Raw genomic sequence first — 19,104 nt, 5'->3', positions numbered from 1 at the left:
ACATAAAATTAAACAAACTAAAAACAATAAGAACAACTAAAAACAATTCAACAAAACCAACAAAATATTAAAAAAAACTCACATAAAAACACAAAAAATAAAGAAAAAATCAATAAAATAGAACAAATAAAGAAACATTAAATGCGAATCCTCATTTGTATATTACTTCCTTCTGAATATATTCCAGTGGAATATCCAGTTATTGTAAAGCCACTTACACTAACATTATTAGCAGTAATATAAAACCCATCATAATCTTCTTTATATATCCTTTTAAGTGTAACATTCAAATCACAAGTTAAACGAATACTCTTATCTATAGTCAAAGATATATCCTTATATATCCCATCCCCACTTTTATTAAAATGTAAATCACTAATATCTTCAGTCTGAATCAAATCCTGAATCATATCTTCATCCCATGTTTCATTAACTGAATAACTAGCTGCATTTACATTAGACATGAAACAAAAACCCAATATAAAAACACTCAAAAATACAATTATGACCTTTTTATTAAATAACATCTATCCACCTTTCATTATATATGACCAATATTATTTTTCCAAATTTTTTATTAATTTTACCATTATTACTGGATGAAACTTTTCGAATTTTTGATTTAATTAAATTAAAATTCAAGATCACATAAAATCCTAAATACATTTTAAAGATTATATCTTCATTATTCTTAATTAAACACTTATTTTTAATATTTTTAGTTATTTTTATTAATTAAATAAAATTTAAAACCAAACCTTATATGGAGTCATTTGGTACAACAGGATAGTAAATCTTTTTTAAATCCTCACTATCCACATTAAGTATTTTATAAAAAGTATTATATGCGTTTATAACATCAATATCATTAATACGCTCACGCTCATTTAAAACAGCACTACACCCACATAAAAAAATCACAGAAAAGACTAATGCAGTATTCACCCCAAAAGTACTTTTAGAAATTTTCTCTCCAGCAACAACCTTATTAACACTATTATATAACAAACGTATCTGATCAAACAATTTTTTAGATGATTTTTCCCATTTTATCTTTCTTAATTTTTTATAAAATTCTTCATTAGGAAGTTTAACCTCATTTAAATTATGAAAATCATCTAATTTTACCATAAACCAATTATAAAATATTAAAACATTATTATAAAGTGGTTTTCTGCCTAATTTTACATTTAAAATAACAGCTAAAGTTCCAACTAATCCAAATGCATTTGTTAGAAAAATAGCATTGCCGAATAGATTTATAAAATATTTGAGATCACTATTGCTTAGTATTGCCATATTTGTGATTATTTCTTTATTTTCTAAATCTTTTTCATCATCATAATGATATGACATTATTATACTCTCATAAATTTTAAAACATTCTTTATATGATGGAGAATCAAATAGCATTTGAGTTTCATATAAAACCTTATCTAAACCAACCACATTAGGAAACTTTTTCAATATTTTTTGTGCTGTTTTTTTATTTTTTTCTCGTTCCTCATCAACATCCCAAAAAACCCTAAATGCATCCCTAAAACTTATATCTTTATCATCCATACATAACACCAAATCTAACAAATATATTACGAATTCATATAACCAAAAGTTTTAACTCAACCTTTTCAAATTAATTATGATGTTATTGATTAAATAAGATTTTAAACAATCAAACCTTAAATTGAGTCATTTGGTACAACATGATAGTAAATCTTTTTTAAATCCTCACTATCCACATTAAGTATTTTATAAAAGGTATTATATGCATTTATAACATCAGTATCATTGATACGGTCACGCTCATTTAAAACAGCACTGCACCCACATAAAAAAATCACAGCTGAAACTAATGCACTATTCACTTCCCAATTAGTTTTAGAAACTTTCTCTCCAACAACAACCATATTAACATCAGCATATAAAAAACGTATCTGATCAAACATTTTTTTAGATGATTTTTCCCATTTTATCTTTCTTAGTTTTTTATAAAATTCTTCATCAGGAAGTTCAACATTATCTAAATTATCAAAATCATCTAACTTTACCATAAACCAATTGTAAAATATTAAAACATTATTATAAAGTGGTTTTCTACTTAATTTAACATTTAAAATAACGGCTAGAGTCCCAACTAATCCAAATGCAGTTGTTAGAAAAATAGCTTTACCAAATAGGTTTATGAAATATTTTAAACGATTATTGCTCAATATTGCCATATTTGAGATTATTTCTTTATTTTCTAAATCTTTTTCATCATCATAATGATATGACATTATTATACTCTCATAAATTTTAAAACATTCTTTATATGATGGAGAATCAAATAGCATTTGAGTTTCATATAAAACTTTATCTAAACCAACCACATTAGGAAACTTTTTTAATATTTTTTGTGCTGTTTTTTTATTTTTTTCTCGTTCCTCATCAACATCCCAAAAAATCCTAAATGCATCCCTAAAACTTATATCCTTATCATCCATACATAACACCCAATCTAACAGATACATATTTGAATTTCTATAACCAAAGTTTTAAATCAATTAACTTTTCAAATATTATAAAATGAAATACATGTTTAACTTTTCATATTTAAATATAAAAAACACCATAATTAGAGTATCTTACGCCCAAAAAGACTAAAACGTACCGAAAGTCCTTTAGAACGACTATAACTAACACTGCCACTGACTACTGGTTTACTTCTATAAGATATACTTCCCTTTGCTCCCTGCTTATTAATTACCACATTTGTTCTAATGCCTCTTCTACCTCCAACAGAACTAGTTCCACTATAACCACGTCTAGAAATTACAGTACGGCCCCTATAACCATGGCTACCTCCAATAAATGTATTTTTTTTATAACCCTGTCTAGAAATCGTAGCACGATTCTTAAAGCCTCTCCTACCCCCAATTTTTGTATTCATTGACATTCCTTTGCGACTAATGTGAATCTTTCCACCATATACATTATTACCACCAGCAGATAGACCCACTTTAACAGTAGATTGTTTAGTAGTGAAAATTCCTTTTAAACCTTTATTACCACCAACAGCTGTTTCTAATTTAATCCCATCTTTAGAAAATTTATAACTATTCTTATAACCATTTTTGCCTCCAACCACAACACTTCCTTTCACACCAGACAGAGATAGAGCATGGCTAGCCTTAAAACCGTTCTTACCTCCAACCATAACACTCCCTTTTACACCAGACAGAGATAGAGCATGGCTAGCCTTAAAACCGTTCTTACCTCCAACCATAACACTCCCTTTTACACCAGACAGAGATAGAGCATGGCTAGCTTTAAAACCATTTTTATCATCCCCAAACCTAACACTCGCTTTCGCACCAGACAGAGATAGATTATAACTAGCTTTAAAACCATTTTTATCATCCCCTATTTGTAAATTATTGTTTGAAAGAGGTTTGATAATCTTATTATTAATATATTCTACAGGATTTTTGGCAAAATCATACAAATTATTAAGTGCTTTTTTAACAGTCGCATAATCAGTTTTTCGTTTAACATACATTAAAATCACTTTTTGAACAGGATCATATTTGATAATAATTTGTTTTGCTATATTTTTTAACTTATTAAGCTGATTCAACAAAAATGCATAAAATCGTTTTTCTGTTTTTCTACCATAATTTAACATCCATTCAGGCATTTTTTTAAGTAAATTAGTAACATATTTAGAATCTATTTTACTAACAAAATCAATCCCAAACTTAACAGGATTCTTACTAATTTTGACTAAAGCAGCACAGAATGATAAAACTGACTTACTAGAAACATTAAATAACTTCTTAATAAACAGTGTAACAATTTTAATATGACCTCTAGTCCACTTGGGAATATAACTATACAGAGTAGATAAAGAATTATACGTCCAATTTTTAAAATTTAAAATTACATTCTTAAAATACTTTTTTATATTTTTAGGAGCAATTTTTTTAATAAATTTCGCCCAAGTTACAGTATCTAAATTAATAAGGTTTAAAACATTTAAGATATTTGCTTTAGTAAAATACTTTTTAACTGGAATTTTCATTAACCTCTCCACTATTTTCAAATATTCTTTAGAATACTGCGATGCTAAAAATTTCAATCCCATTTGCCCAATTTTTGTCCTAGAAAGTTTTATTAATAAAGGCATAAAACGCCTTATTAACCAAGGAATTAACCTAGTAGTAGCTCTACTTCCCATAGATGCTAATTTAGCCTCAGTTCCTCCAAGAGGGAAAAAGGCAATTATGTTAAGCACAAGATCCAGCCTACTCATATATCCTCGTTCATCAACTCCCAAAAATGTAGAAGCTGCTTCATCCAACCAAACATCTCTTTTACCGTGTGGATCATGCTTCCACATACGAATCATAGGTTCATCCCAATAGCCTCTATTTGGATAATATATAAGATCATTTCCATGAGAAATAGTAACATCAAAATCTTCACTATTTGGCTTTAATCCACCACGTTTTCCAGACATATAACTAGGAGTATTATTAAATATTCTTACAACATTATTACTTGAATTAGGAGGTTTTTTCAATATAGAAGTCCTACCTTTATTAATACTACCATATTTTATCTTTTGTTTACTGCCTTTATATTTTTTAGAAAGATGTGTATGGCGTGTTTTTCTTTTTTGTTTACTAATTCTCTGTTTTTTAGAAGTATAATTATGTTGCATTTTTGGTTTTGATTTATTAATCTTTTTATCATTAGAAATACCATAATATTTATAAACAACTTGATAATCTGAAGTAGCCTTTAAAGTATATGCTCCATATTTTGAAATTTTAATTTCGTTTTTAGCTACATGTTTTATAACCTTAACATTTTTATATCTTAAAGCTCCAGTAAAACCAAATTTAGTAGTTAATTCAGGAATAATTAGTTTTAACTTCTTGTTTTTATTGTCTACAAACTCAATATGGATTTTATTGTATTTATTTAATTTCAGTGATGAAGGAGCCACCAATTTTAAAATAGCATGACTTTTAATTTTAATTCCTTTTACCAAGTATAATTTATTTTTTCCCCACCAATTATAATTTCCATTTAAATTTCCCTTAATATGTTGAAGATTAATTTTTTTATTAACAATATAATTGTAGTTTATATTGTTAGATCCAGAGTTATAATATATACCATAGCTATTTTTAGTATAACATTCTGCACAATCTTATTTTTAGAACCAGTAACTACATTTATTCCAATATTATTTAATTTAATACTATTATAACGCAGATAATTAGAATTTCCCTTTAATTTAATACCATATAATTTGTTATTATGAATAGTATTATTCTGCATTTTATTATTATTTCCATTAATACTTGACCCTATTTTAAATCCATCACATACTCTATTGTTTATTATATTATTATTGTCACCATTATCTATAAATTGAGCATCTTTATTAGATTTAATACTGTTTTTATCAACTTTACTATTATTTCCAACTAAATGTAGTCCATGATATCCATTATTTAATATTTCATTTTTATAAAATTGATTATTATTACCTCTGAAATAAACAGCACAAGCTTTATTTTTCTTGGAATTACTATTGATTTTATTGTTTTCTATTTTGTTTTTAGATCCAAAGCCTAAAATTCCATTTTTGCCATTATTGTTAATATTATTATCTAAAATATTATTATTATTCTTTGCAACATACACCCCTTGATTTGTATTTGAGAAAATTTCATTATTTAAAACATTATTTTTATTCCCACTGACTTTTAAACCAATTTTATTCTTATTAATAATATTATCCTTTATTTTATTATTATAGCCATTAATAAAGGCACCTTGATTTTTGTTATTATTAATTTTATTCTTTTCTACATTGTTTTTAGACCCATATACTAAAATTCCATTGGCTTTATTATTATATATCTTAGTATTTGTGATATTATTAGAATCACCAAAAATTGAAGCACCATCAGTATTTGCAGAAAAAGAATTATCCCTTATTATAGATTTATTAACATATACTTTAATTCCTGATTCCTTATTCTTAAATATCAAATTGTTTTTAAGAACTATTTTACTACCAATTAAAACCATTCCATTTCCAGTATTGTTTGTAAAATTAGAATTAAATATGTTTGATCCTGATCCTGAGGAATAAATACCACCAGCTTTATCTTTATTTACAATATTATTTACAAAACTAGATTTTGATATATTAACGGATCCAATAAAGTATCCTCCACCACCATTAATAGCAGAATTTCCATTAAAAGTAGAATTTTCAATATTAGCTTTACCTAAAGTATATACTCCTCCACCATTATTCGCCTTATTCTTTGTAAAAAGAGTATTATCAAGATTTAAATTGTTTTTGGAATATATAGCTCCACCATTATTTACAGCTTTGTTGTTGTTAAATGTTTCATTACTAACAGTTAAATCACTGATAGAGTATATTGCTCCACCATCTTTTAAAGCTGTGTTGTTTGTGAACTTCGATTTTTTCAGTAGTAATAATTTATTAGAATATATCCCTCCTCCATTTGCTGCTGTGTTATTATTGAAAGTAGAATTTGTCATATTTACCTTATTTTGAGAGTATAATCCTCCACCATTACCTATAACTTCATTATTTATGAATATTACACCATTACTATCCATATCTCCATTAGAATATATAGCTCCTCCATTTTTCGCAAAATTGTTATTAAAAGTAGATTTTACTGCATTGTTTTTACCCATAGAGTACACTGCACCTCCATTATTACTTGCCCTATTATTTGCAAAGGTAACACCAGTCAAATTTAAGACACCATACGAATAAACAGCACCTCCATCACCAGCACTATTATTTGTAAAACTAACACCAACCACAACCACAACATCACTTCGCCCATATACCGCCCCACCATTAACAGTAGCTTTATTATTCCTAAATGACCCACCACTAATAACCAAACCACCATTAGAATAAACACCACCACCATCTCCAGATGCAACATTAGCTGTGAAATTAGAACTTAAAGAATACAAGGAAGAATTACCATAAACTCCACCACCATTCACCCCAAAATTACCACTAAAAACCGACCTCACAACATCAACTCTACCCCTAGAGTACACAGCACCACCATCATTACTAGCACCATTATTTACAAAAGTAGCATTTGTTATATTTGAAGACCCATAAGAATATAATGCACCACCATTACTACTAGCCCTATTATTTGTAAAAGTAGCATTTGTTATATTTGAAGACCCATAAGAATATAATGCACCTCCATCACCAGCACTATTATTTGTAAAACTTGTATTATTCCCAATAATTATATTATTTCTCCCATATATCGCTCCACCATTAACAGTAGCTTTATTATTCCTAAATGATCCACCACTAATAATCAAACCACCATTAGAATAAACACCACCACCATCACCAGATACAACATTAGCTGTGAAATTAGAACCTAAAGAATACAATGAAGAATTACCATAAACTCCACCACCATTCACCCCAAAATTACCACTAAAAACCGACCTCACAGCATCAACTCTACCCCTAGAGTACACAGCACCACCATCATTACTAGCACCATTATTTACAAAAGTAGCATTCGTTATATTTGAAAAACCATAAGAATATAATGCACCACCATCATTACTAGCACTATTACTTGCAAAAGTAACACTAGTCAAATTTAAGACACCATACGAATAAACAGCACCTCCATCAACAGCACTATTATTTACAAAACTAGCACCAACTCCAACCACAACATCACTTCGCCCATACACAGCCCCACCATCAATAGTAGCCTTATTATTCCTAAATGACCCACCACTAATAACCAAACCACCATTAGAATAAACACCACCACCATCACCAGATACAACATTAGCTGTGAAATTAGAACCTAAAAAATACAATGAAGAATTAGCATAAACTCCACCACCATTCACCCCAAAATTACCACTAAAAACCGACCTCACAACATCAATTCCACCCCTAGAGTACACAGCACCACCATCATTACTAGCACCATTATTTACAAAAGTAGCATTCGTTATATTTAAAGACCCATAAGAATATAATGCACCACCATCATTACTAGCACCATTACTTGTAAAAGTAACACTAGTCAAATTTAAGACACCATACGAATAAACAGCACCTCCATCACCAGCACTATTATTTACAAAACTAGCACCAACTCCAACCACAACATCACTTCGCCCATACACAGCCCCACCATTAACAGTAGCTTTATTATTCCTAAATAATCCCCCACTAATAACCAAACCACCATTAGAATAAACACAACCACCATCTCCTGATACAGCATTAGTTGTGAAATTAGAACTTAAAGAATATAACGTAGAATTACCATAAATTCCACCACCATTCACCCCAAAATTACCACTAAAAACCGACCTCACAACATCAACCCTACCTCTAGAGTACAATGCACCTCCATTATCAGCACTATTATTTGTAAAAGTAGCATTCGTTATATTTGAAGACCCATAAGAGTATAATGCACCTCCATTATCAGCACTATTATTTGTAAAACTTGTATTATTCCCAATAATTATATTATTTCTCCCATATATAGCTCCACCATTATTTATAGCATTATTACTATTGAAAGAGCCCCCATTAACTTCCATATCGGAATTTGAATATATACCTCCACCATTTACTAATGCAACATTATCTGTGAAATTAGAACTTGTTAATGATAATGACATAGTAGAATATATTGCACCACCGTTTGTGTTCGCATTATTACGTGTAAAATTAGCATTGGAGATTATTAAAGAATAATTAGAATATATTGCGCCACCAGAGCCTGAATTTGCAGTGTTACCTGCAAATATAGTGTTATTTTTGATTTCTAAGCCATTTATTTCATATATTGCGCCACCATCAGTGGCTGTGTTGTTATTAAAAGTACCTCCATTGATTATCAAATTTTCATTCGAATATATTGCTCCTCCCATTTCTGAAGCATTATTGTTTGTGAAGTTAGACGAATATATTGTTATATTGTTTGTTCCGTAGATAGCTCCTCCTATCTGTGCTTCATTATTTCTAAAAATTAATGTTTTGAAAGTTAATGTTGTATCATTAGAAGAATTATAATTAAATATTGCTCCTCCTTCTTCTGCAATATTATTTGTAAAAATAGTTCCTTTGATGGTTAAATTTGCACCGCTAACATATATTGCACCACCTCTATTACTTGCAACATTTTCATCAAAATTAGAATCTAAAATTAAAACAGATATATAAACAAAACGAGCAGCACCCCCTCTAGGAGCAGTGTTATTTATAAAAGTACAATTTATAACAGTAGCACCATCATTCGAAACGATAGATAAAGCACCACCACTACTTAAAGCATAATTATCAGCAAATACACAGTTTTCTACTAAAGTATTATATGCATGAGAATCTAAACCCCCTCCTTCCACATAATTATCTGCACCAGCATATATAGCATGGTTATTTGTAAATCTAGTGTTTATGATTTTTGAGTTTTCACCATTTTCACCTATGAAAACTGCTCCACCACTTTCACCATAGCTATTTTCAAAAACACAATATTCAATAGTAATTGTTCCATTGGCTCTTATAGATCCTCCAGCAATTGTACTTGAATTACCATTAATAAATGAAATGTATCGAAAAGTTACATTTGAATCATTAACATAAAACATTCTGCTTTCACAATTAGCATCTAAAACAGCCATGTTAGTTCTAGAAGCTCCTTGAAAAGTTAAATTAGCCTTGTTAATTTTAATATGAGTCCCTGAACCAACATAAACATTATTACCTAAGTTTATAACATCTCCAGAATTAGCACCATCAACACTGAGTTGAATACTATCAAAATCACTACCTGAAACAGTTATATCTGCAGCATTAATACATGATAACAAAAAGATAGGCATACAAATTAATAAAAAAATAATTAATTTATTCATTATTATCCTTCCATTTTCCCCAATTATTAAAAATCTTTAACCAATCAAAATACCTATTTTCTCGAAAAATAAGTTACCAAATCATTCAAATTTATTAATTAAATGTTATATATAGTATGTAAAGTAATATTTAAAATTTGTCTATCTACTATCACAATAACAATACAATAACAATAGATATTAAAAAAATTGAACATATTGATTTACTAATTAATAAATAAAAAATAATGATTCATGTACTCATATACACTTTTATTATGGTTCTTATAATAAAATCTATTAGTTATATGAAGTATATTTAATGATATAGATAAATTTGTTATTAAAGAAGGCTTACAGGTCCTGCCAATAGTAAAAATCAATAATTAATTCTAATTTCAAATAAATACTAAATCAATATTTATATTAATCATTACTATAAATATATATAAATTAATTCCAGATTCTAATTATCAATATGATTATTGCATTTATAAATAAACCCAAGTAAAGTGAGTTAATTGAATAAAAAAATATTGCCTTTTATATTACCCATTATCATTATAGTTCTATGGGCTATTGTAACAATGGTTTTAAAACTTGTTCCAGACTATGTTATACCTAGTCCTGTAACTGTAATTACATCAGGGTATGATTTAGTAATAACTGGTAGATTATTCCTAGATACTACAGACACATTATTTAAAGTGATTTCAGGTTTAATAATAGCTTCAATTGTAGCTATACCATGTGGTTTGTTAATGGGTTGGTCTAAGAAACTTGAAGAAATGACTAAAATAGTTGTAGGTGTTTTAAGACCAATACCTCCACTTGCATGGATACCATTCTCTATTCTCTGGTTTGGTATTGGAACAGTACCTGCAATATTCATAATATTTATGGGCTGTGTTTTTCCAATCCTCATTTACACAATTGATGGAGTAAAAAGAACTGACAAAGTATTAGTTGAAGCTGGTGAAACATTAGGTGCAAATAGCTATCAAACATTAACCAAAGTAATTTTTCCATCATCAATTCCAACTATTGTTTCTGGTTTAAAAGTAGCAGTCGGAATAGCTTTAATGTGTACAGTATCTGCAGAAATGATTGCATCAGACAAAGGTTTAGGACATTTAATACTAAATGCTTCACAATTATTTGACACAGGAGCAACAGTTATAGGGATGTTAGCTATTGGTGTTATTGGATTAATATTTGATTACATCTTCAACAAAGCTCAAAATAGAATATTTTGGTAGTAATAATTGAATTAAAACGAAAAATAGCTATTGAATAAAATAGCTAATAAAAATTAAATAATGATTATTAAACAATTGTATACTGATAATCAACAATATTATTATAGGGAGACATTAATTTGTCAATTAAAATAAAAAACTTAAATAAAACTTTCAAGACTCATGAAAAAGATCTTATTGCATTAGATAACATTAACCTGGAAATTAATACTGGAGAATTAGTTTGTATATTAGGTCCATCTGGATGTGGTAAAACAACATTACTTCGTATAATTGGAGGTCTTGAAGAACATGATTCTGGAGAAATTTTAGAAGAAGGAGTAGCAATTACAAAACCATCCAGAGAAAGAGGGTTCGTATTCCAACAATACTCACTATTCCCTTGGCTAAATGTTCTAGACAATGTTATGTTTGGTTTAAATCTTGCTGGAAGTCAAAAGGAAGAAAGTATAAAAAGAGCAAAAAATTACTTAAAGGCTGTTGGTTTAGAAGATGCTGAAAAACTCTATCCTCATGAACTTTCAGGAGGAATGAAACAAAGAGTAGCAATAATAAGATCCTTAGTAAACAAAACCAAAACACTCCTTATGGACGAACCTTTCTCTGCATTAGACATGCAAAATAGACACAAACTCCAAGAAGAACTTATAAGAATCTGGAAAAAAGCTGGAAGAACAATAATATTTGTAACACATGATGTAGATGAAGCAACTTTCTTAGCAGATAGAATTATATTAATGGGTAAAAATCCTGGACATATAAAACAAGTATTTGACAATACTCTAACAAGACCAAGAAAAAGAGAAAGTGAAGATTTCTTAGACATTCAAAATAAAATAATTGATATCTTAGACAACAAATAAATATTCATTATATCAGCTTATATCAACTAATTTTTAAATTAAAATAGTAATCCATGAAATCCAATCCAACCAATTGAAATAGATATTATCCTATTATCTAAGACCAACCTTCTTCATCCACACCTTTTGCTGATTCATTTATCATATCTACAATGTATATTGCAGAATAACAGTTAGTTAAATAAATTATTGGTGATTCTAAACCTTCAATATCTTTTACTAGGTTTATTTTTAAGCTATTATAAGTCCATCTTTCTGAGCCTACAATCTTATCCCATGGTATCTTTTTATCATTTTCTGGAGGTGATGATATGATTACTCCATTTGGAACTATTTTTATTTTTGCCTTATTTTTAGTGACCTTATCATCAATTTTCTCATAAATCTGACATCCTGCTCCCTCTTTTCTCATCCATTCTATGTATTCTTTCTTTTTTGTTTCTTCATCTTTTGGAAACTCAACTTTTAGTCTTTGATTTCCTATTTTTTTATCAATATTTAATTTCATTTTAATAGCCCCTGCTAGTTATTTCATCTTCATTAAATAGTTTTGAATTATTTCTTAAAATAGCTATTTTAGTTATATAATTAAATATTTCCATGTTAAACAAGTATTAATCCCAACCTTCTTCTTCAGTAATGCCTTTGGCTGATTCATTTATCATTTTAACAATATTAGGTGCAACATAACATTTAGTTAAATAAATCACTGATGATTCCATACCTTCAATACCATTTATTAGATTTATTTTAAAGCTATTATGATAATTCTGCATTTGGGAACTTATAATTTTATCCCAAGGTATTTTTTATCATTCGCTGGAGGGGATGAAATTATCACACCATTAGGAACAATTTTAATCTTTGCCTTATTTTTAGTGATATTATCATTAATTTTTTCATGAATCTGGCAACTCACACCTTCATTTCGTAGCCATTCTATGAATTCTTTCTTTTTTGTTTCTTCATCTTTAGGAAATTCGAATTTTAGTCTTTGATTTGCGATTTTTGCATCAATATTAATTTTCATACTTAATAACTCCTTATTTATATATTTAGAAATTATTTATTAGATTATTTTATTTATGTTTTTTATTCTTTTTTTATTTTTTTATTTCTTTGTTTTTCTAATATTGTTTTTTTATTTGTACTTTATTATATATAAATATTTTTAATTATTTAATATAATAAAAAAAAGAATAATAATTATTATTTTAAGATATAAACCTTAAATAAACATTTAAAAATAAAATAAATATAATGAAAATATTTTAATTTTGAATGAAATGTGAAGTAAAATTAAAAGTGTTGAATAAAAGTTATTCATCCAATTTAACATACTCTACAATCCATTATTCCATTATATTCCCAGTATCTTAATTAATTTAAATATATTTATTAAGTTTGTTTTCAGTGCGATTATTTATATAATTCTATACTTATTTCTAAAATATTACATTTATACATCTAGAAATGCAATATATCAATATAAAAACAAGTTATCAATATAAATAAACCTTAAGTTTATTAAAATTATAATAATGTTCCCAAATATAAAACAAAATTCCAATATAATAGCTATTTAATTATTATTTTTGAAAATAAGATTAATAACAATGTATAAACATCATAAAATAAAAATAATATATTAAAAATAATATTATTAAACCCTATATATTAAATAATAAAATTAAGTGATGAAATTAAAGGATATTAAAATTAATTGAATTGATTAGGCTAATTCACAAAATTAAAAAGATTAAAAACTTAGGGAGTCATTAAATGGACATAAATAAATTTTTAAATGAATATAAATACAAAGTAACAGCTTATGATAAAAAAAAGGAACTTGAAGAAAAATATACTGATAAAAGAAAATTTTTAATTCAAATGTTTGATTACTCTTTTGATACAGATAAATTCATTGAAAACTGGGGCATTGATTTTGAATGGGAAGAAAAATCTTTTAAAATATTAGAAAAGCTCTTTGGAAATTATGCTGAACTTGTCCGTAAGGGATGGAATTTAAAACAAGATTACATTTACCAAGATGGTTATTTAAGACGTTCATTTAGAGCTCCAGGCAATAGAGAAATAACTTTAAAATCCAAGGCAAGTTGGATAAAAGATGTGTTTTACTGCTTAAATTATGATCTTAACATTGAAGAGTATGCTAAATATGCCTATGGTATGGGTTATTATACCCGATCATTGAGTTTTCTTTTTGCAGCAGACATTAACAATGGAAATGAAGAATTATATAAGTTAATTATAGATATAATTAACGGACGATCAAATGAAGGAAAGATTGATAGTAGCTTAATTAAAACACTACTCCTCATAGATAGAGTTGAGTCAAGAGAAACAATAGCTAATTTACTTTTAGCTGCACAAAGACAAGAAGGTCTTAGGCAAAGTATACTAGAAACATTAGATGAAGCCCATCCAAATAACTTAAAATATATTATAGAAATTATTCTTAAAAATGACCTTATTCGTTTTAGTTCTGTGGTTAGAGCCTTTGGTGTTTGGACAGGTCTTGGATGGGAAGAACCTCGAAAAAATACTATAAAAAGAGGATTTGAACTGGGAATAAAATATCTAAATGATGAAGATATTCTTAATGGAACAGATGAAACAATAGAAAAAATAGCTGATTTAAAAGATGTTTATGAAATATATATGGCTCTATGGGCATGTGGAGTTTATGATATTGAAAATACTTTTAAAATACTGGACAAATTACTTAAAAATGATAATGACAACTTAAAAATGATAGCTATTTATTTCATAAGCCAAACACAGCTTAATTTTAATGATAAAATATTAGATAATTTAAATTCTGATAATCTTAGTTTAAATTATCTTACATTAGACTCCCTTAAAATACCTTATGCTAATTACAATTATAACTCTAATTCAGAACCAAAAATAAGTGAAAAGGAAGTAGCTAATTTAAAAAATCCTATTATAAAGTTATTTGAGAGAACTAATAAAAAAAGTAAATTTAATAAAGTGTTATTTGATTGGTTTAATATTAAAATTGATAGAGATATTGCAATGAATACGCTCATTAGATTAAGTGATATCCATGGAGATTATGAAGACTTACTTGAATTCTACAGTGAAATGAATGCTAATCAAAGAAGTAACTTCTCATCATCTTACTTAAATGAATCATTGTGGTCTTATAACAACCAAAAGAAAAAAGAAAAAAAACCACTAAATGATAATCAGAGAGTTTTTGCTATAAAAACATTATCAGATAGAAGCAATAGAGTTCAAACCATTGGAATGAAAGCTATTAAAAGAGTTGGAACTTTAAAAGAAGAAGATATTTTAAATATAGAGTCACTTTTAAAAAGAAAGTCTGCAACACTTAGAAAAGGCTGTCTTGAAATACTTAGAACACAACCCGATGAGGAGTTCCTTAACTCTGCCAAACGATTGATAGCTAAATCAACTGCAGAAGAAAGAAAAGCAGGATTAGATATTCTGATTTCACTTAAAAGCAAAGAAAAATATGAGTTGGAAATCTCAAATATACTTAAAGAATTAAAACAATCCAAAAAAATAACTATAACTGAAAAGAATTTACTTAAAACCTTAGAGTCAGAAACTGAAGAATATTCATTTGAAAATGGTTTCGGACTTTATGACCCTGGCAATTTAACCCCAACAACTCCTCCAAAACTACAGGAACCTTACTGGAAAAGCAACAAAGTAAATGATGACAAAAATAGCAAAGTAAATGATAAAAACAGTAAAATCAGTTTAAAATCTAAAATATTGTCTAAAATAAGGAAAAATAAGGAAAATGAGGATAAAGCCCGTAATAAAAAAACAAGAAATAGCAATATTCATTCTAAATTAGTAAAAGACAATGATATAAATAAAGATAACGAATCAAAATGGTTTAGCTATTCAATTAGCTATCCAGAAATAATATGGAAATTAAAAGTATTAGATAATCTTATTAATGACAATAAAGATGCAGAGTATGAAATTGAAGGATATTATGGAAATACCAGTACACAAATTCTTGGAAATTATTTGAGATTACCTAAAATGCAATATAACAATGATAAAGACAAATATAAAAATTTAATACTGCATGAGACATGGATGAATTGGTTTGAAAAAAGTGGTCTCACATCATATGATATTGAGCTTTTAACCTGCACATTTAATGATTATATTGGAATAGAGAATACAGATTGGGTAAAAAAGATAGGTAAAGACCATATTCCATATATATTTAATTCTAATTTCCTTAGTGAAAATTTCAAATATCCTCAACAAATGGGATTTTTAATAAATATGTTTAATGAGTTATATCCTTATGAAGATAGAGTAGAATTATGTTTAACATCTTATGAAAATATGGTAGCTGCAATTCCAGAAGATAAATACAATGAACCAATAAAAAGAGATTACGGAGACGATATTCATTGGCAGGATTTAACAATTTTCAATATATGGACAAACAAATTAACCTATAAGGACCAATTAACACCAGAACAAGCCAAGAGATTATGGAATATTAAAAAATGGAGTTATGATAATTCTAAATCAAAAAAGAGTAATTATTTACCAAGAATACTAACTTATGCAATGGCTTATGAAAAAAAAGTAATTAAAAAAGAAGACATATACTTCCAATTCTTTGCAACAGGCAGATTAAAGGAAATTAATTCAAAACCCCAACCCAATGGATTTAATATAATCAAAGAATATCCATTTTTAAAAGAATTAGCTATTCCTGTTATTGATCGTGTTCTTGAAATTGAGCTTAAACGAGGAGACAATCCTACAAATGTCTCAAATTTAATACCAAATATCTCTAAAATAGAAGGTATTGATAGATTCTTTAAAGCACTTCAAGGAATGGATAAAGAAACATTTGTTAGAAGTTCATATGGATATTACTACAATAGCAACATTACTAAAAAGAGCAATTTCAGTGCTATTTTAAAAGCTTTGCACCCTCAAGAACAAGAAAACTCCAAAAAAGAATTAGATAAAAAAGAATTTAAAAAACAATTTGAAGAAAGTGGAATAAGTGAAGAAAGACTAGTTGAAGTTGGAATGTATTCCCCACAATGGTTAGAATATGTAGACAATACTCTTAACTGGAAAGGGTTCTTAAGTGGAGCATGGTGGTTGTATGCTCATGCAAATGATTACTTAGATGAAAGAAAAATAAGTGAAGTTGGAAAATATACTAACATTGAAATAGATGAATTCAAAGTAGGTGCTGTTGATGTTGATTGGTTTAAAGATGCTTACAATGATTTAGGAGAAGAACATTGGAATAGCCTATATAATGGGGCAAAATACATATCAAGTAGTGCAGGACACAGAAGAGCCCAAATATTTGCAGACACAATAGCAGGAAAACTAACTGAAAAAGAAATCATTGAAAAAATAGAAAACAAACGAAACCAAGATTATGTGAGAGCATTTGGACTACTGAAGATACCTAATAGAAAAGACCATAAAGAAAAAGCTATTTTAAGAAGATATAAGCTAATTCAAAAGTTTTTACTTGAATCCAAACAATTTGGAGCTCAAAGACAAGAAAGTGAAAAGTTAGCAAGTGAAATAGCTATTGATAACCTTGCAAGAACCTCAGGATTTACAAACACCTTGAGTTTTAAATGGATAATGGAAGGAAAAGTCTCAAAAGACATAATAAAACGAGCCAAACCATTGAATTTCGATAAAACTGAAATATCTCTCAATATATCATCAGATGGAAAAATTGGTATAAAAACCATTAAAAATGGAAAACTACTGAAAAATATTCCAGTTAAACTTAGAAAAGACCCTAAAGTTATTGAACTTAAAGATTTAGCTAAAGAATTAACAAATCAGAATAAAAGAACAAAGGAAAACCTTGAAGAAACAATGATAAATGCCAACATCTTTAAGATAAGTGAGATACATGAATTATTAAAACATCCAGTTGTTGGACAATTAGTTAAAAGATTAGTATTAAAAATAGAAAATAAAGATAGTAATAATAAAGATAATAATAAATATAATAATAAATATAATAATAAAGATAATAATAAAGATAATAATACCCATGATACCAATTATGATAATGTAGAGTTTGCAATATACAAAGAAGATAAATTTATAGATATTAATGGAAATGAAATAGATCTTATTGATGAAAAAACAGAAATAAGCATTGCACACACTCTAGACCTTTACAAAGCAGGAGTTTTATCAGATTATCAAAGATATGCATTTGAAAATAAGTTAGTTCAACCATTTAAACAGATTTTCCGAGAAATTTATCTTTTAACTCCAGATGAAGAAAAAGAAAAATCAATTTCTCGTCGTTACAGTGGTAATCAAGTTCAACCAAAAGTTACAGCGTCACTACTTAAATCAAGAGGTTGGAATATTGACTATGAAGAAGGACTGAAAAAACTATTTAGAAAACAAAAATACATGGCTAAAATTTATGCGTTAGCTGATTGGTTTACACCAAGTGATGTTGAATCACCAACAATCGAAACTGTTGAGTTTATAGACACCAAAACTTATAAAAATGTAGATTTTGATAAAGTAAAGCCAATTGACTTTTCTGAGGTCATGCGAGATGTGGATTTAATTGTAAGTGTTGCTCATGCAGGAGAAGTAGATCCAGAAGCAAGTCATTCAACAATAGAAATGAGATTAGCATTAATTAAAGAAACTGTAAGACTCTTAGATCTTAAAAATATACAATATAAGAAAAATCATGTTATGATAGATGGAAAATTATCTAGCTATTCAGTTCATCTTGGAAGCGGTGTAGTTCACAAACAACCTGGAGGTTACATATCAATTCTTCCAGTTCATTCACAACATAGAGGCAGAATATTCCTACCATTTGCAGATAATGACCCTAAATCCGCCGAAATCATATCAAAAATTTTACTGTTAAGTGAAGATGACAAAATAGAAGATCCAACAATACTAAAACAAATTACAACACAATAATAAGAAAATAATAAGAAAATAAA

General features: G+C 27.8%; 11 protein-coding genes. 3 read left to right on the top strand and 8 right to left on the bottom strand.

The annotated features are described in order from the left end of the window. Positions 1-137: 137 nt before the first annotated feature. The 5 genes from MBFIL_RS09020 to MBFIL_RS09000 form a co-directional block, all read right to left on the bottom strand. Complete coding sequence (locus tag MBFIL_RS09020; protein WP_066973742.1) at positions 138-527, bottom strand: hypothetical protein; 390 nt, start codon at positions 525-527, stop codon at positions 138-140. 232 nt (positions 528-759) lie between these two features. Continuing rightward, complete coding sequence (locus MBFIL_RS09015) at positions 760-1,563, bottom strand: hypothetical protein (RefSeq protein ID WP_066973740.1); 804 nt, start codon at positions 1,561-1,563, stop codon at positions 760-762. Between the two features lie 116 nt (positions 1,564-1,679). Then, positions 1,680-2,483 (bottom strand): hypothetical protein, encoded by an 804-nt coding sequence (locus MBFIL_RS09010; RefSeq protein ID WP_066973738.1) that lies wholly within the window; start codon positions 2,481-2,483, stop codon positions 1,680-1,682. A 131-nt stretch (positions 2,484-2,614) separates the two neighbouring features. After that, positions 2,615-5,035 carry a hypothetical protein gene (locus tag MBFIL_RS09005; protein WP_066973736.1) on the bottom strand — a complete coding sequence of 807 codons (2,421 nt, stop codon included), beginning with the start codon at positions 5,033-5,035 and terminating at the stop codon, positions 2,615-2,617. 95 nt (positions 5,036-5,130) lie between these two features. Continuing rightward, a complete protein-coding gene (locus tag MBFIL_RS09000) occupies positions 5,131-9,981 on the bottom strand; it encodes a beta strand repeat-containing protein (RefSeq protein ID WP_066973734.1) in 4,851 nt (1,616 codons plus the stop codon). Positions 9,982-10,481: 500 nt separating this feature from the next. Here MBFIL_RS09000 and MBFIL_RS08995 point away from each other — a divergent pair, with 500 nt between their 5' ends. Further along, positions 10,482-11,219, top strand: coding sequence for an ABC transporter permease (locus MBFIL_RS08995; RefSeq protein ID WP_066973732.1), 738 nt, complete (start codon positions 10,482-10,484; stop codon positions 11,217-11,219). 119 nt (positions 11,220-11,338) lie between these two features. Next, positions 11,339-12,082, top strand: a complete 744-nt coding sequence (locus MBFIL_RS08990) for an ABC transporter ATP-binding protein (protein WP_066973730.1) — start codon at positions 11,339-11,341, stop codon at positions 12,080-12,082. A gap of 97 nt (positions 12,083-12,179) precedes the next feature. Here MBFIL_RS08990 and MBFIL_RS08985 read toward each other — a convergent pair whose 3' ends face one another. The 3 genes from MBFIL_RS08985 to MBFIL_RS08980 all read right to left on the bottom strand — a co-directional run bounded on the left by MBFIL_RS08985 (position 12,180) and on the right by MBFIL_RS08980 (position 13,112). Continuing rightward, on the bottom strand, positions 12,180-12,590 hold the full coding sequence (locus tag MBFIL_RS08985) for a hypothetical protein (protein ID WP_066973728.1): 411 nt from the start codon (positions 12,588-12,590) through the stop codon (positions 12,180-12,182). A gap of 106 nt (positions 12,591-12,696) precedes the next feature. Continuing rightward, positions 12,697-12,858 carry a hypothetical protein gene (locus MBFIL_RS10695; protein ID WP_157078743.1) on the bottom strand — a complete coding sequence of 54 codons (162 nt, stop codon included), beginning with the start codon at positions 12,856-12,858 and terminating at the stop codon, positions 12,697-12,699. Between the two features lie 8 nt (positions 12,859-12,866). Further along, positions 12,867-13,112, bottom strand: coding sequence for a hypothetical protein (locus MBFIL_RS08980; protein WP_066973727.1), 246 nt, complete (start codon positions 13,110-13,112; stop codon positions 12,867-12,869). Between the two features lie 752 nt (positions 13,113-13,864). On the opposite strand from MBFIL_RS08980, the gene MBFIL_RS08975 reads away from it, so the two are divergent. Further along, the gene (locus tag MBFIL_RS08975) at positions 13,865-19,081 is read left to right on the top strand and encodes a DUF4132 domain-containing protein (protein WP_066973725.1); all 5,217 of its coding nucleotides are present in this window, start codon (positions 13,865-13,867) and stop codon (positions 19,079-19,081) included. Positions 19,082-19,104 lie beyond the last annotated feature (23 nt).

The sequence above is a fragment of the Methanobrevibacter filiformis genome (assembly GCF_001639265.1).
Lineage (GTDB): Archaea > Methanobacteriota > Methanobacteria > Methanobacteriales > Methanobacteriaceae > Methanacia > Methanacia filiformis.
The sequence above is the reverse complement of the archived record's forward strand: the minus strand, read 5'-3'. Positions and strand labels throughout refer to the sequence as shown.

What these genes read in the sequence shown, in the direction of transcription:
- MBFIL_RS08975 (WP_066973725.1), top strand. Translation starts at nt 13,865, where the DNA reads ATGGACATAAATAAATTTTTAAATGAATATAAATACAAAGTAACAGCT.
- MBFIL_RS10695 (WP_157078743.1), bottom strand. Translation starts at nt 12,858, where the DNA reads ATGCAGAATTATCATAATAGCTTTAAAATAAATCTAATAAATGGTATT.
- MBFIL_RS08980 (WP_066973727.1), bottom strand. Translation starts at nt 13,112, where the DNA reads ATGAAAATTAATATTGATGCAAAAATCGCAAATCAAAGACTAAAATTC.
- MBFIL_RS09020 (WP_066973742.1), bottom strand. Translation starts at nt 527, where the DNA reads ATGTTATTTAATAAAAAGGTCATAATTGTATTTTTGAGTGTTTTTATA.
- MBFIL_RS09010 (WP_066973738.1), bottom strand. Translation starts at nt 2,483, where the DNA reads ATGGATGATAAGGATATAAGTTTTAGGGATGCATTTAGGATTTTTTGG.
- MBFIL_RS09000 (WP_066973734.1), bottom strand. Translation starts at nt 9,981, where the DNA reads ATGAATAAATTAATTATTTTTTTATTAATTTGTATGCCTATCTTTTTG.
- MBFIL_RS09015 (WP_066973740.1), bottom strand. Translation starts at nt 1,563, where the DNA reads ATGGATGATAAAGATATAAGTTTTAGGGATGCATTTAGGGTTTTTTGG.
- MBFIL_RS08985 (WP_066973728.1), bottom strand. Translation starts at nt 12,590, where the DNA reads ATGAAATTAAATATTGATAAAAAAATAGGAAATCAAAGACTAAAAGTT.